General features: G+C 40.7%; 12 protein-coding genes. 9 read left to right on the top strand and 3 right to left on the bottom strand.

All coding sequences use genetic code 11. The features are described from left to right. Positions 1-201 precede the first annotated feature (201 nt). The 5 genes from murJ to HRE53_RS20345 all read left to right on the top strand — a co-directional run bounded on the left by murJ (position 202) and on the right by HRE53_RS20345 (position 5,208). On the top strand, positions 202-1,272 hold the full coding sequence (murJ, locus tag HRE53_RS20325; RefSeq protein ID WP_235107723.1) for a murein biosynthesis integral membrane protein MurJ: 1,071 nt from the start codon (positions 202-204) through the stop codon (positions 1,270-1,272). A gap of 7 nt (positions 1,273-1,279) precedes the next feature. After that, on the top strand, positions 1,280-1,387 hold the full coding sequence (locus HRE53_RS20330) for a hypothetical protein (protein WP_235111179.1): 108 nt from the start codon (positions 1,280-1,282) through the stop codon (positions 1,385-1,387). A 212-nt stretch (positions 1,388-1,599) separates the two neighbouring features. Next, the gene (locus HRE53_RS20335) at positions 1,600-2,682 is read left to right on the top strand and encodes a glycosyltransferase (protein ID WP_235111181.1); all 1,083 of its coding nucleotides are present in this window, start codon (positions 1,600-1,602) and stop codon (positions 2,680-2,682) included. Between the two features lie 945 nt (positions 2,683-3,627). Beyond that, positions 3,628-4,074 (top strand): hypothetical protein, encoded by a 447-nt coding sequence (locus tag HRE53_RS20340; protein ID WP_235107724.1) that lies wholly within the window; start codon positions 3,628-3,630, stop codon positions 4,072-4,074. A gap of 3 nt (positions 4,075-4,077) precedes the next feature. Beyond that, on the top strand, positions 4,078-5,208 hold the full coding sequence (locus HRE53_RS20345) for a glycosyltransferase (RefSeq protein ID WP_235107725.1): 1,131 nt from the start codon (positions 4,078-4,080) through the stop codon (positions 5,206-5,208). 119 nt (positions 5,209-5,327) lie between these two features. Here HRE53_RS20345 and HRE53_RS20350 read toward each other — a convergent pair whose 3' ends face one another. Next, the gene (locus HRE53_RS20350) at positions 5,328-6,488 is read right to left on the bottom strand and encodes an aminotransferase class I/II-fold pyridoxal phosphate-dependent enzyme (protein ID WP_315874871.1); all 1,161 of its coding nucleotides are present in this window, start codon (positions 6,486-6,488) and stop codon (positions 5,328-5,330) included. Positions 6,489-8,894: 2,406 nt separating this feature from the next. Between HRE53_RS20350 and HRE53_RS20355 the strand changes: the two genes are divergently transcribed. Further along, positions 8,895-11,360: a polysaccharide biosynthesis tyrosine autokinase gene (locus tag HRE53_RS20355; RefSeq protein ID WP_235107726.1), complete on the top strand. Its 2,466-nt coding sequence runs from the start codon at positions 8,895-8,897 to the stop codon at positions 11,358-11,360. A 56-nt stretch (positions 11,361-11,416) separates the two neighbouring features. Here the strand turns inward: HRE53_RS20355 and HRE53_RS20360 are convergent, their stop codons facing one another. After that, the gene (locus HRE53_RS20360) at positions 11,417-11,728 is read right to left on the bottom strand and encodes a helix-turn-helix transcriptional regulator (protein WP_235107727.1); all 312 of its coding nucleotides are present in this window, start codon (positions 11,726-11,728) and stop codon (positions 11,417-11,419) included. A gap of 80 nt (positions 11,729-11,808) precedes the next feature. On the opposite strand from HRE53_RS20360, the gene trxA reads away from it, so the two are divergent. Next, positions 11,809-12,132 (top strand): thioredoxin, encoded by a 324-nt coding sequence (gene trxA / locus HRE53_RS20365; protein ID WP_212665054.1) that lies wholly within the window; start codon positions 11,809-11,811, stop codon positions 12,130-12,132. A gap of 102 nt (positions 12,133-12,234) precedes the next feature. Next, a complete protein-coding gene (locus tag HRE53_RS20370; RefSeq protein WP_235107728.1) occupies positions 12,235-13,335 on the top strand; it encodes an alkene reductase in 1,101 nt (366 codons plus the stop codon). Between the two features lie 140 nt (positions 13,336-13,475). On the opposite strand, the gene HRE53_RS20375 is transcribed toward HRE53_RS20370, so the two are convergent. After that, positions 13,476-13,952 carry a nuclear transport factor 2 family protein gene (locus HRE53_RS20375; RefSeq protein WP_235107729.1) on the bottom strand — a complete coding sequence of 159 codons (477 nt, stop codon included), beginning with the start codon at positions 13,950-13,952 and terminating at the stop codon, positions 13,476-13,478. Between the two features lie 423 nt (positions 13,953-14,375). On the opposite strand from HRE53_RS20375, the gene HRE53_RS20380 reads away from it, so the two are divergent. Further along, entirely contained in the window at positions 14,376-15,632 is a 1,257-nt protein-coding gene (locus tag HRE53_RS20380; protein ID WP_235107730.1) for an ABC transporter substrate-binding protein, read from the top strand. The last annotated feature ends 20 nt before the right edge of the window (positions 15,633-15,652 follow it).

The raw sequence follows: 15,652 nt of genomic DNA on the forward strand, positions 1-15,652 counted from the left end.
AAGACAAATATATTTAATCTCTGATTAACCTCAGAAATATTTAGGGAAGGTAGATGGAGCAAGGTAAACTACAGAAACTATTTTCTTCCTGCAAAAGAATAAGAAGTAACTCCATAAACAACCAAATCTTCAGTGCAACACTGACTGTAGTGATGCTAACAGTCGCTGTCAAAATAGCTTCTTTTTTTAAAAGAGCTTGTTGTGGCTTGGCGCTTTGGAACAAGAGATGAGTTAGATGCCTTTTTAATCGCATTGGTCGTTCCGTCTCTCCTCAGCAATGTTGTAGCATCTTCTTTCAACTCTGCACTTATTCCTACCTATATCCAGCTTAGAGAAACCAAAGGTATATCTGCAGCAAATAAGCTTTTCTCAAATTTGATGGTCTGCGTTTTAATGATATTAAGCTTAATATCATTGTTGATGTTAGGTTTTGCTCATCTATATTTGCCATTTCTTGCTGCAGGCTTCGATGAGCAGAAAATAACTTTAACTTTTAGAATACTTTGCACCATTTCACCCATCATTCTTCTTGACGGAATCATTTGTAATTGGAGGGCAGTATTGAATGCAGAGGAAAATTTTACTGTAGCTGGTGTTGCACCAATATTTACACCTATTGTGACCATTATTCTCCTTCTTCAGGTCCATTCATGGGGTGTATATACTTTAGCGGTCGGATTATGTGTGGGAATGATCCTAGAAGTATTAGCAATAGGATTCATACTCAATCAAAAAGGAATTTCACTCATCCCTAAATGGCAGGGATGGGATGACAATCTAACTCATATTTTCAAGCAATATCTCCTTGTCTTGTCTGGAGCTGTTTTGCTCTGTAGTGCTATTCCCATCGATCAAGCTATGGCGGCAATGTTATCACCTGGGAGTGTAGCTTCTTTGAACTATGGGAATAAAGTAATTGCTGCTCCTATGGGTTTATTTACCAGTGGTTTAACAGCTTCAATCATACCGTACTGCTCAAAAATGTATGCCAATGGAGATTGGATTAAAATCAGGCAAGTATTCAAACAAAATCTAGGCTTAATTATACTCATTGGTACCTCTTTGACTATACTGACAATCACCTTCTCAGAACCAATTGTTCAACTTCTTTTTCAGAGAGGTTCATTTATAGAAAAAGACACTAAAATAGTTAGCCAAATACAATCTTTATACTCCTTGCAGATTCCATTTTATATAGGGAATTTATTTTTTAATTCGTCTAGCCAGCTCAATCAAGCAAAACCATCTCCTTCTATGGGTTTCTGGACTTGATCTCATCATAAATATAATACTGAACTATATCTTTGTTAGAATATTTGGTATCAAAGGAATAGCACTTTCTACTAGTATCGTTTATATATTTTCTTTCTTTTTTTCTGTTATTTAGAATCAACGGATATATGAATCAAGAAACCAATAAGTTAAAAATTAAAAATGAATAAATTCTTTTGGAATTATATTAAGATGCTAGAAATATATATTCAGACTCAAATAGTATCTAACTAAAATCAAATAGCATTTATTTCTCAATATAGTATACAAAATAAATATTCAATCAATATAACCCATATAATTCTTACTAAAGGATCATGAAACACACTGCTTTTTTTTCTACCAACTCTTCATGGCGGAGGTGCTGAAAAAGTAGTTCTTGCCCTAACTAATGGCTTTATTGAAAGAGGTATCTCGGTTGATTTAATACTAATCAATATAGAAGGTGAATATCTAAATCAGATAAATCCTGAAGTTAACGTTATCGATCTAGAACAAACAAGGGCTTTAAATGCTGTGATCCCCTTAGTTAAGTATTTACAAGAGTTTAAGCCATCTGTACTCATCTCTCATATGAGTCGGGCCAATCTTGCGGCTATCATAGCCAAAACATGTGCAAGGGTAGATACTTCTCTAATATTAGTGGAGCATAATACTCTATCAGCCACTCAATCAAAATTATTCCGGGCTAAGTTATTTCCATTCTTCATGAAGCTGCTGTACCCCAAAGCCGAAAAAATTATTGGTGTTTCTCAAGCAGCGTCAAGAGACTTAGAAAAATCATTAAGCTTAAAGGCAGGAAGCATTACAACAATATATAACCCAGTTGTGGATAATGCTTTAGGTCTGAAGGCAAAGCAATCCTTAAAACATCAATGGTTGGCACCTGGCTCACCCCCCGTATTTTTAACTGTCGGAAGATTAACTGAACAAAAAGATTTTTATACTGCCATCAATGCATTTGCAATGGTCCGAAAAAAAATTTCCTCCCGGCTCATAATTTTAGGAGAAGGGGAACTGAGACCGCAAATTGAAGAACTTATTTACACGCTCGATATTGCACAGGATGTGCACATGGCGGGTTTTGTACAAAATCCATATACCTATATGAGTCAAGCAGCAGCGTTTATCTTATCTTCTCGATGGGAAGGATTGGGTAACGTTCTCATTGAAGCGATGGCATGTGGCACTCCAGTTATTTCTACCGATTGTCCCCATGGACCAAAAGAAATCTTAGAGGATGGAAAATATGGCCCATTAGTTCCTGTTGGCGATGCGAATGCACTCGCTAACGCCATGCAGAAAATTTTGGAAACCCCCATTGACCGTGAACGTCTTATTGAGAGAGCTAATTACTTTTCAGTGCAAAGTGCTATCACTCAATATTTATCAGTCATTGGTATTAACTAACTAGTAAAACTATCAATTCTATGATTTTATTAGCTTATCTTGGGCTAGTCATTTTTATAGCTATATTTGAATTCACTAGGGATAAACAGACTTTACTTGATTTCTTAAGCTTTTTTTAATATTCTTTTTTTGTTTAGCATTTCCCTTGCCAGGTTTATTCCTATTCTTTTCAGAAAACAATAATCTAAACACATCCATTCTGAAAGGAACTACTATTGATCTCAATAGTTTTCAAGTTCCATTGCTAATTTTTTTTAACCTATTTTTTTTGTCACAATAGGATTCCATTTGGATTCTGCCATTCAATCTGCTAACAAAATTCACTTCAAAGAAAAAAAATGGCGGCCATATTGTAATCACTTATGCATTAATTATAATATTATTTTCTTGCCTCTCGATCTTAATTTATAGTACTCAAAATGGTGGTCTAGTTAATGCAATTTCTAATGCATCCTTACTACGTTCTACTGTTATTGAAGCGCCTCAATTTTCCTTAGTTAAAAGATTCTTTTTGCTATCTTTTATGGGATCTTTTTTATTGTCTTCACTCCTGTTTAACTCTAAAAGTAAAAGAAAAAAAATTGCCATTACTAATTACTTTTTTAATTTCAATTATTGTTTCATTGCTTTCTTTCTTGTTGATAGCAACTCGTGCAAATATATTAAGATATGTACTTACTTTTTTATTTAGTCTATTCCATTAAAAAAAGGCAAACACTCTTGGGGGGATATTAATATTTTTCATTACACTACTCACCATTATTTCTTCCTATGGAAAAGAAATATTTGGGAGTCTAATCTATCTTTCAGATGGTATTGATGCTGTTACTGATAATTTCCAGAATAATATTAACGCTAACATGCAGTCAGAAGGTGATCAATCTAATGTCTTAGATGAATTCAGTGCTCCATTTTTTTCAATATTTGCAGCCATAAATTCTACCTATGAACTTAGGTTATTTAGTGATTGGCTCTATGGCTTTGCATCATTTCTTCCTGATCGAATTTATGAAGCACCCCCCAACAGTCTCTTACTACAATACTTATTTCTTAGTTAATACTGATAAATATGAAATCCCTTCTGGATTTATCTCTTCATGCTTATACAGCATGTCTTGGCCAGGGCTAATGCTTTTTAGTTTATCTTATGGATGGCTTGGAAGATTTATCCAGCAAGTAACTTATAATCATTCACACGAAATTCATTGGATGCAATATATATATGTTTATTCTGCATTGATATGGTCAGACTATACAATATATGCAGATCCAAAAAATATTGCTACAAACACATTTTTTGGTTCTTTATTTCATGCTTTTTTTTTGATTGTACTATCAAGCAAATTAATTATATCTGATAAATATTTAACTATAAAAAATGAGGCCAGATAGGTGATGAACAGAAAATCTATATTATTTATCATCACAAACTTCGACAGAAATGGAGCACAAGTAATACTCTATAATATTTTATTGAAAATAGATCGCTCACTTTTTAGCCCAGTTGTTATCTCTTTAATGAATTCCTCCGATTTTGGAGATCAATTCCAAGAGCTGGAAATTCCTATGTATGCGTTAGGAATGCAACAAAAACTTCCAAATATAGATCACCTTTCTGAATTAGTATCGATTATCAAAAAACATCAGCCAGATATAATCCAAGGGTGGATGTATCATGGCAATATTGCTAGCTGTTTTGCTTATTTATTTTGCTCCCATTCACCTCCAGTCATATGGAGTATTCATCACTCGATTAATGAACTCTCTGCTGAGAAACTACTCACTCGGCTCTTAATTAGAATTGGAACTATATTTTCCTATTCAACTAGAAAAATAGCTTATGTTTCTAAGACTAGTAAAGAGCAGCATGAAAAGCTAGGATATACCTCTCAAAAAAGTTGTGTCATACCCAACGGTTTCGATACTTCGCTATTCACCCCTTCCATTGAGAGAAAGAAGGCTTTTAGAGCTGAGCTTAACTTATCAGATGAAGAGATTGTCATCGGTATAGTTGCTCGATATCATCCCATGAAGGATCATCATAATTTTCTTGCTGCTGCAGCTCTTCTTGTCCCAAAATTTCCTGACATTCACTTTGTTCTTGTGGGAGATGGAGTAGATGAATCAAACACGACCTTAACTCAATTAGTAGAAACCTCAAGACTTCAAAAGCATGTTCATTTGCTTGGGAAAAGAATTGACATGCCTAATATTTTCTCAGCATTAGATATATTGACCTCTGCCTCTGCATATGGAGAGGCCTTTCCATTGGTGGTTGGTGAAGCTATGTCTTGTCAAGTTACCTGTGTCGTCACAGATGTCGGAGACTCAGCTTTTCTAGTTGGAGATACTGGGATAGTAGTACCGACTAAAGATCCTGAATCTCTTGCCAATGCTTGGAGTACCTTAATATTAAGGACTCCAGAGGATCGGCTTCTTATGGAAGAAGCCGCCAGACAAAGAATTATTGACTCTTTTTCACTAGAGTCAATTGTGAAACAGTATGAAAGTATGTATGCAGGCTAAAAATACATACAACTCAAATCTCTTGAAATTTGTAGGTCTCAAACGAGATCTACAAATTATTGACATCATGCTGCCATAATCGCTGTTGAAATAGAAACTTCATCACACGATCTCAAAGCTCATGAAACAAGAGATGAAATGATAGCAATGACGCGATCTAAATCCGCATCTGTCATGCAAGATCCAGACGGCAAACATAAACCATTCTTGAACAGGTCTTCAGACACTGCACCGCCAATATGGTCACACTTAGCAAACAAAGGCTGTAAATGCAAAGGTTTCCAGACAGGTCGAGACTCAATTTGATGGTCACGTAGTGCTTCTTGGACTTTATCTCGGCTCACTCCGAATTTGCTAGAGTCTATCATCAGGCAGGATAACCAATGTGTTGCCTGACCAAAAGTAGGCTCTGGCATTAAAGTTAGCCCAGGCAATACCCCTAAATCTCGTAGATATCGATGATATATTCGACGTCGGGCTGCGACTTTTTTGGGTAAGAGCCTCAGTTGGCCCCGACCTATACCAGCCAACACATTACTAAGACGATAGTTATATCCCAAGTGAGAATGTTGGTAATGGGGAGCCATGTCTCTTGCTTGCGTGGACAAGAATCGAGCTTTAGCAATCAATGTGGCATCTTCTGAAACCAACATTCCTCCACCAGAAGTAGTGATAATTTTATTGCCATTAAAGGAGAACACACCAAGTCGGCCAAATGTACCTGTGGCTTTACCCTGATAAGTTGCCCCCAGAGATTCAGCAGCATCCTCAATCAGTGGAATATCGTATTCATTGCAGATTTCTAAAATAGGGTCGATATCTGCACTTTGGCCGTACAAATGAACTAAGACCACAGCCTTTGGCAATTTACCTTGGCGAGCCCGCTGCCTTAAGGCCTGCGAGAGTAAATTAGGATCCATATTCCAGGAGGTGCGATCGCTGTCTATGAAAACAGGCACTGCCCCTTGATAAAGAATGGGATTCGCACTCGCTACAAAGGTGAGGGTCGAACAAAATACTTCATCGCCAGGTTCAACGCCTACCAGTTGCAAAGCTAGATGTATACCAGCAGTTCCTGAACTCAGTGCTGCTGCATGGGAAATACCCACTGCTTCACTGAATTCCTGTTCAAAGGCATCTAGATGCGGACCTGCAGGTGCAATCCAATTAGTTTCAAAAGCATTAACAACAAAACCCAACTCATCCGTACCCAAGTGCGGCGGAGACAAAAGAATGGGGGGGGCCGTTTTTTTGATATTAAGATCTGATCGTTCAGCAATATTAGTTTTGCTGACGTCAGGAGTCCTATTTTCTAGAGTTTCAGGTTGAAGATGTAGCAAGAAAAAGTTAACGGTATCTTGCTGAATCCAACCTTTTCGCACAGAAATTTCCCCAAATTTGAGATCTGACTGCTCCTGAACTTGGAGAATTTCCGAAATCTGGTTTTCATCTAGTAGATCGGCTGCGTGCAGATATTGTCCAATAGGCTGGTAAGCAGATTGCGTTAGGAGTTGCGGGAATTGATCCACAAAAAAATGGATTGTGGATGTTTTTAAGGTTCCTTGCGAAGCTAAAATTTCACCAATTTTGAGATTGTCACATTCAGCTTGCGTTTGCAAAGCTTGTTCAAGCTGCTGGGCAGAAACTAAGCCTGCTTTTTTGAGCACAGATCCTAACGGTTTGAGTGGAGTTTTAGTGATAGAGCGATCCAAAGGAGTAGGTAACATCGATTTAGCAATCTCATGAAAGAAATGAACATGGACGCACACGAAAAACTAATTTAGAACTGGAATTTCCATTAGGTTTGGCCAAAAGATTTCGCCACTAAGGCACTAAATCTTCGTGGAATCCTTTCAGTGCTTTATTTTGGCTAGGTGATCTAACCTACATAGCCACTATTCTAAATTTTAGATATTTGGAGAAGCTGATATTGGCTGACACAAGAGGCTCTCACTCAGAAAAGACCGCACTCAAAGGCCTTGTGACACCTAACTTCGCTTGAATAACCAATGCTCATATCACTACCGTAGTTGTGATGTGAGCAAGGGGGATGATTAGAGTATTTGAACTAGTTGCGTCATCAAAACCATCACCCCCCCCAGAATTGTTGATGTAAAGAATAAGTCGGAAGACTTTTATTGCGACTTTTATGGAAATATGAAGTATCCTAAATCAAATTTACCATAATCTTTGTGTTCCTTGACACAAGAAGTTGAGCTGTCATTACCAAGATTTATTAGTGAGCATATAACTATCTGTTTTAGAGCAAAAAAATGGATGTGGCTATTTTTTTGCTCAGAAAAAGTGGTTTTATTCCAGGATCAAAATTTAATCTATACATAAATACTTATACATATTTTTTTTAAGATCAAGTAAAATAATCAATAGACCAAATAAAGACTTGATAATAGCGCTAAAAGAACTAAGCAAGGTCGTTAAGATAGGCGAACTATGAATATGAGTATCTATTTATAGGATTATCATCTTAGCTTTGTTTTCTTGGGTTAAAAGATGTTTAGGCTGTAATTATTTGGAAATTTAAATAGGCAATATAATATCCTTTGTTTTTTTGATACTCTCTTTGAATTATCTAAATAAAAAATATTGCAAAAAATAAACTTTATGAAAATTGTGTATTAAATGGACATAACTATTACTAATCTAGAGTTATTTAATCATCAGGTAAAAATATTATGTTTATTTGCATAATACTTATTTACCTATCTTGTGCTGACACCTTTCTGAGCAGTATAGCTCCACTAATTTATTAAATATTTTGACCCATGTCAAAAAGCTCGCATCCCAATTATCTAAAGAGTTTTATGCGACCTAATACTCCTGTTTAGTGTGGGGATATAGCAGATGTTGGTGTGACTTAGTCAATACCTTAGGGGGATCAAAAGTAGTCAATTACACACATTAGAAAAGTAGGTTGTAAGAACAACAATTACTATAGACTTGGTTGAGGAGGATTATACGAAATTGGAAGGTTACTCAATGCACTTTTTAGATAGAAGATGTGTGAGTTTATATGGCCATGATTTTTGCTATGTTTTCTGTAATTAGATAACTATTTTAGTGAGAATGAGTACTCTCAAGAGTTAATTTCGGTTGATATAGAATGAGCGACCTACTACAGTTTTGTAACTGACAATACAATTGAACTTCTGTTTAGCAAGATTGTTGTTCAGGAGTCATGGTTCCCCTTAGGGCAAATTATCTTGATCGAGTCCCGGAACAATCTGCTTCACTTTTGATACTAGGATGATAGAGGCAACAGAATTATATTGATAAACCCTAGTGATCAAGTTCGTCATAAATATTATTTATGTTGCTATCTATGTTTTGTTGGGTTCTTCTTAGACTAACTAAAGATTGGCCGTTAGCTTAAACATGTACTGGCATATATAGAAATTCTATTTTTCAAGCTAGATGAAACTTAAACTAGAACTTAGGCAGCAGAAACATTATTACTGTCTTTTTCTCCTAAAAGTTCTGCACAATAGGAGTTGGCACCAGTGCTAGCCTCTCAAAACAGTAAATCAAGAAAGTTCAGATTAATCCTGCAACGCCATTGGCTACTGTCCTCAGTAGCTTTCACTTTAGTTCTGACCCTCGGAACGCTTGCAATTAAGTTCCTTTATCAGCCTCTTTATGTAGCCGAGGGCCAATTGCGATTTACAAAAGTGAATCCCATTTCTAAACTCACTACGTTAGGCTCTGAAATTGGCAATTTAGATCCGCTTGATCTAGAGGGTAGGCCACTTGAGACTGAATCTGCGGTGATTCAGTCCACCCCTCTTTTGCAAACCACCTTAGATAAACTAAGCTCCCAGGAAAATATTGATTACCCCCTAGACCTCAAAGATTTTCGGCAGAATTTTATCATTTCGGATGTTAAGGGCACTGATATCCTCCGAATTACATATAAATCCATTCGTTCTGACCATGCTGCTTCTGCGGTAAATCTATTGATGCAGGTTTACCTTGAGAACCATCTTCAAGACAATCGCAATTCCATAGAAACGGCTAGCAAATTTATCTCAGAACGAATACCTCAATCAGAAAATACTGTTCAGAAGGCTGAAAGAGCGCTCCGGCAATTTAAGCAAAAAAATCAGATCGTAGACCTCAGTAACCGTGAGCAAGATGCTGAGACAAAAATTGCTGAATTACAGGGAAAAATCAGCGATGCTCAAGCTCAAATTGCACAGATCCAAACCGAAGCTAATGTGCTGAGCAATCAATTGGGTATGACGCCACAACAAGCCATGGCCGCTGTCAGCCTGAGTCAATCTGCCGAGATTCGCGATGTGCTCACACAATTGCAACAAAAAGAGTCTCAGCTTGCTCTGCAAACCAACCAGCTCACCGCCACTCACCCCACGGTTCTTGGTTTAGCGCGGGATGTAAACAAGCTAAAGACTCTATTTCAACAACGTGCCCAGAAAATACTGGGCACCAAATTAGCCACTCCTGAGCCCTTGATTGGTTCCCTACAAGAAGATTTGACCGCAGACCTCGTAAAATTGGAGGCCCAGAGACAAGGCTTAGTTAGTCAAGTTATTGCCCAATCAAGAACTTTAGAATCCTACAAAAAACAACTCAACATTTTCCCTGGCTTAGCAGAGAAGCAGCGAGAATTAGAGCGAAAATTGGAGGCGGCACAGTCTACCTATGCCTTACTGTTACAAAAACAGCAGGAGATTTTAGCTGAAGCGAATCAAAAAGTAGGAAACGCCAGAATTTTAGTACCTGCTCAAATTCCCAAAGTACCGGTTACACCCAGTCAATCGGACTATTTGGCAACCGGACTATTAGGGGTGTTAGCCTTCTTTGCCACTGCCTACATCCTAGAAACTCTGGATAAGTCAATTAGAACCGTAGAAGAAGCCGTTCATCAGTTTGAGTATCCATTACTGGGGGTTATTCCCGTGTTCGGGACTTCTAACCATTCCCTGTTTTACGATGGGGGCTTGCAGCAGTTAGCCCCTAAACTGTTCCTCAGAGATTCTCCGGATTCACCGGTCAGTAATGCCTTTCGGATGCTACAAGTTAGCCTGAAATCGCTAAAAATAGATCGCCATTGCCAAACTTTAGTGGTAACGAGTACCTCACCCCAGGAAGGTAAATCCACAGTAGTTGCGAATTTGGCTATGGCCCTTGCCCAAGCAGGTAGTCACGTGCTGGTCGTGGATGGAAATCTTCGCAACCCGTTTCAAGATCGGATGTGGGATGTCTCGAATGAATTTGGTTTAAGCAATATTTTGTTTGGGCAGGCTGATTTGAAAACAGCGACTCAATCGGTTACCTCCCAGGTGGATGTGATGACAGCAGGTAATCTTCATGCCAATGCCATGGGGACCTTGGAATCAAAACAAATGACTTTGATGCTGAATGCAGCTAAATCTACCTATAACTATGTTCTGATTGATGCACCTTCATTAAATTCGGCGGCAGATGTATCCATTTTGGGAGGGCGAGCAGATGGAATTGTGATTGTAGTGAAACCGGGTATTGCCAACCTTCCCAATATAGCTGCAGCAAAGGAGCTATTAATGCGTTCAGGACAACGGGTAACCGGTCTGATCATTAATGGTGCTTTATCGCAAAATCAGGCCTATGGGAACGTCCAGGTCCAACCCATGAACGGTCAGGTTACCTCCCAACCCTTGCCCAGCCCATCGCCTGGTGTTTCCTTCAATCAAAATCCTTTTCCCGATTATACGCCTGAAGCTTCGTCACACGTTTTAATCCAGGCTAATGGTCAATCACCCGATGAAATCCCTTTGCGAGATTTGCAAGATCAAGTTGAGCATTTGCGTACAGTGTGGATTCGATCGGTTCAGTTTGTCGAGGAACAAGAAGAAGAGCTCGTCCAGCTGCACCATACTGTATCTGACTTGCAAGAGCAGATTCGCGATGCAGGAGGTTACTCCCAAAGTAACTCTGCAGCGACGGATTTGATTCGGTTAGAGCTGCGGCTGGCTCATGACAAAGAACGGTTGCGGTTGTTTGAAAAGACTTTGGTTGGACAGCGGCAGCGTTTACAGTCTCAGGAGACGGTTTTTCAACATCATCTGGGACTTCTTCAGCGACGCATTAAGCGGATTGTGGGCCATCTTGATCAGAATCAACATTGGCATGCTTGACAGGTATGCGGTGACCTTTCCCAGTAACGGTAATTTCCCAATAGAGACGAAACTATCTAGGCTGGAGTGCTGAGGCTGCCTAAAACTGACGATAATAAACCTGGAAACAGTTCATCGAGTTCTTCTTGCCGCAGGGAATTAATGTGTTGAGTCCCTTCTTTGCGCGCATAAATCACGCCAGACTCCCGCAAAATTTTGAAGTGATGGGAGAGGGTGGACTTAGCAATTTCACAATCGAAGGCATTGCAAGTCAGTTCCCCTGAAGTGGCAAGTTGATTGACGATATCTAATCGAACTGGGTCTCCTAGGGCGTACAACACAGCCGCCAAGGAGATTTGCTGCGGTTCTGGATGGAACAAAATTTTCATAGTTGCATTATGCCACGGGATGATCTATATTTTAATTGTTCGAGATTCTCGAATAAAAGAACAATAAAGGGAGTCACATTATGTCTTCTACTACCACTATCAATGACACCACCTTTACTACAGAGGTGCTTGAGAGCCAGCAACCTGTTCTCGTCGATTTTTGGGCCCCTTGGTGTGGACCTTGCCGCATGGTCGGTCCAATCGTTGAAGACATTGCTTCGGACTATCAAGATCAGGTCAAAGTCGTTAAATTCAATGTTGATGAAAGCAGCGAGATTGCCAGTCAATATGGGATTCGCAGCATTCCAACTTTAATCGTATTTAAGGAAGGCCAGCCTGTTGAAACCTTGGTTGGTGCTTCTCCTAAAGCAGTTTTAGTCGAAGCTTTAGACAAACATCTTTAGGGCTGCTGCTTTTTGAAGATAAGGCGTAGCGCGCGCTGTCTGCCTATTTCCCAGGCCAGTTCAGTTTTTTACCACTACCGCAAATAGACAGGGAGATTTCGCATGTCTAACTCACCCTTGTTCGAACCCATTCACCTGGGTGCCATTGCCCTGGGCAATCGAATTGTGATGGCACCCTTAACCCGAGGTCGATCCGGTATTGAACGGATTCCCAACGATCTGATGACGGAATACTACCAACAGCGAGCCAGCGCTGGCTTGATCATTGCAGAAGCGACTCAAATCTCGGCGCAAGCTGCTGGTTGGGGCGAAACGCCAGGGATTTATGCTGATGCCCAAATCCAGGCCTGGCAGAGAATTACAAGTGCGGTCCATCAGCAGGGGGGCAAAATTGTCCTGCAAATCTGGCATACGGGACGAGCTTCTCATCCTGATTTTCAGTTGAATGGGGCACTGCCAATTTCTGCCTCAGCCGTTAAGCCAGCCGGTGAAATCCATACTATTAAGGGCAAAAAACCTTTTGTTACCCCAAAAGCTGCAAGCCTGGAAGAGATTGCTGGCATTATCCAAGATTTTGCTCAAGCTACTCGCAATGCTCGACAAGCGGGTTTTGATGGGGTTGAAATTCATGCTGCCAATGGTTACTTGATTGATCAGTTTCTTAGAGATGGTACCAATCAGCGACAAGATGCTTATGGTGGCCCGATTGAGAATCGGGTTCGGTTTTTGCTGGAAGTGACGGAAGCGGTGGTCGATGCCTGGAGTGCGGATCATGTCGGCGTCCGATTGTCTCCAACGAATGCGTTTAATGACATGACCGATAGCAATCCGATCGCAACCTTCACCCACGCGGCTCAAGCTCTCAATTCATACAACCTGGCCTATCTCCATATCCTTGAAGCCTTACCCGGTCATATGTTGGCAGTTGAAGGTGAGCGGGTGAGTCCATACATTCGACAGGTTTTTCAAGGTCCGTTGATGATCAACGGTGGCTATGATGCGACGAGTGGGGCAGCTGCGATCGCAAACCAAGAAGCCGACCTGGTAGCCTATGGCGTCCCGTTTATTGCCAACCCTGATTTGCCAGAACGCTTTGCCAAACAAGCACCACTCAACGAACCGGATATATCTACGTTCTATACCCGTGGGGCAAAAGGCTATACGGACTATCCATTTTTAGACCCGATAGTGACAGCCGCATAGCATTGAGCTTTTTATCCCAATACTTTCCTAGATCGTCTCGTGGTGCCCCGTCGGGTTGCTACGAGACTTTTTTGAGTGAGTGACTATGCACCTAAAAAATACACCGTTAATTTATAGGTGCATAGTCTCGATCGGGTTGATTACAACCCCAATTCGGATAAGCCAGGATGACCGGCAGGGCGGGGGCCTAAGGGCCAGTGGAATTTGCGATCGCACTCCTGAATCGGCAGATCATTAATGCTGGCAATGCGACACTTCATTAGACCTAACTCATTAAATTCCCAATTTTCATTGCCATAGGCACGAAACCAGCTACCTGCGTCATCATGCCATTCATAGGCAAAACGGACCGCAATCCGATTTTCGTGGGTCGCCCAGAGTTCTTTAATCAAGCGATAGTCCAGTTCTTTTGCCCACTTTCGCTGCAAAAAGGCCACAATCTCAGCACGACCTGAAATAAATTCAGCGCGGTTTCGCCAGACACTATCAACGCTATAGGCCAGAGATATTTTGTCAGGATTGCGACCGTTCCAGGCATCTTCGGCAAAGCGAACTTTGGTGGATGCTGATTCGAGATCAAAGGGAGGTAAGGGGGGTTTTGCAATATCTTCAGGCATAGGAAAGCTATTCAGAGTAGAGAAAAATGAGCATGGGGTCGGTTTACTTTTAGCTGGATGGCTGATTCGCTAAACCTAGAGCCACTCTCAGTCCCCAAGGATAGGTAGTTCTGTTCCCTGAAAGAGTAGTCTATGATTCAAAATGCTATTTCCGCTACACCTTTGATCGTTATGAGGTTGCAACTAGAACGAGCAGAGTTCCCCCAATAACGGCACGATGTTTTACTCCTTAAGTAGTATTGAATTTTCTCAAGTGGCGTCTTTGAATATAGAGGTACTCCGTCTAGAACTATTCGGTCAGTAAAGTATCTACTCTAAGCATTACAAGTGCCGAGTATTTTAGACATATGACCCAACCCAGGCGAGAATTATCGCTTTTTTGGCAATTGACGATTAACCCATTGATAGTTTTGGCTAGCCAGCATGGCTTTCTCTCAAAGTAGAAGAACTTGTTTATCTGTAATCCTGCTATTGAGCTTGGGGTGGTTACCTGGATGTCAGTCTCCTCAGAAGACTGCGCCTAGTGAGGGAGCCTCTGGTCGCACAGTTACATTTGGTTCAGTCTTGGCTTTAGCTGGACAGGAAGAAGGCCTAGGCAACCGGATGAAAATTGGTTTAGAGACCGCATTGAAGGATCAAAAAGTGCAAGGGAGATCCATTCGTCTGATCTTCAAGAACGACTATTACGAACCAGCCAGCACTCAACAAGCAACCCAAGAAATCATTCAAGACAAGATATTTCTGATGATTGGTAATGTGGGCACACCCACAGCCAAAGTGTCTTTACCCATCCTGGCCGCACAGAACATTCCGGCGGTCGGCTTTTTCACAGGCTCGGGGATTCTGAGGCCCGGCAAAGGCCCCATCGTCAACTATCGTGCCAGCTATGGGCAAGAAATTAAAGCAGTGGTTCAACTGGCAATCCGTAATGGCATAACTCCCCAACAAATCTGTGCCTATGTCCAAAATGACAGTTATGGCATGTCTGGTTTAGCAGGGCTAAAGTCAGCCATCGCCGCTGCCAAGGGCGATCCAGCCATCATTCAATCCTTTGAAAAGATCCTTGCCATGACAGGGGATAACCCCCAGCGCAATAATATTGGCCCCGTTGGTGTATATGCTCGCAACACGCCGGATGTCGTTCCTGGCTATCAGTCCATCAAAGCCTGGGAAAAAGCAACCGGAGCCCAGTGCCGCCTTATCGTCACAGTCGGTTCCTACAGCAACATTGCTCGCTTTGCTAGCCACATTCAGCAGCAAGGCGAAACATGGATTATCTCAGCAGTTTCCTTTACCGGAGGCGATGATTTCATTCTTGATTTAGAAGAGTATGGCATTCGCGACCGAGTGATCATGACCCATGTCGCTCCTTTATTAGATTCAACGCTGCCCATTGTCACAGAAGCCAGAACTAAACTGAAGAATGAATTCGGTCATGTCTCCTTAGAAGGGTACATTGTGGGCAAAATGACCCTGCGAATTTTCAATGATATTCCAGGAGAAATCACTCGTGAAAGCTTTATGCAGCAAGTGGCTCGTTCCCAGTTTGATTTAGGGGGGGTAACGATTGATTTTTTGGAAAACGATAATCAAGGTTCAAATCTAGTGATTTTGAGCTACTTAACCCCTCAAGGATTTAGAACCTTAGACCCTTCAATATTCAAAGCCATGCTCCAATAACAGGAGATTGAGTTCATATT

The sequence above is a fragment of the Acaryochloris sp. 'Moss Beach' genome (assembly GCF_021497025.1).
GTDB lineage: Bacteria > Cyanobacteriota > Cyanobacteriia > Thermosynechococcales > Thermosynechococcaceae > Acaryochloris > Acaryochloris marina_A.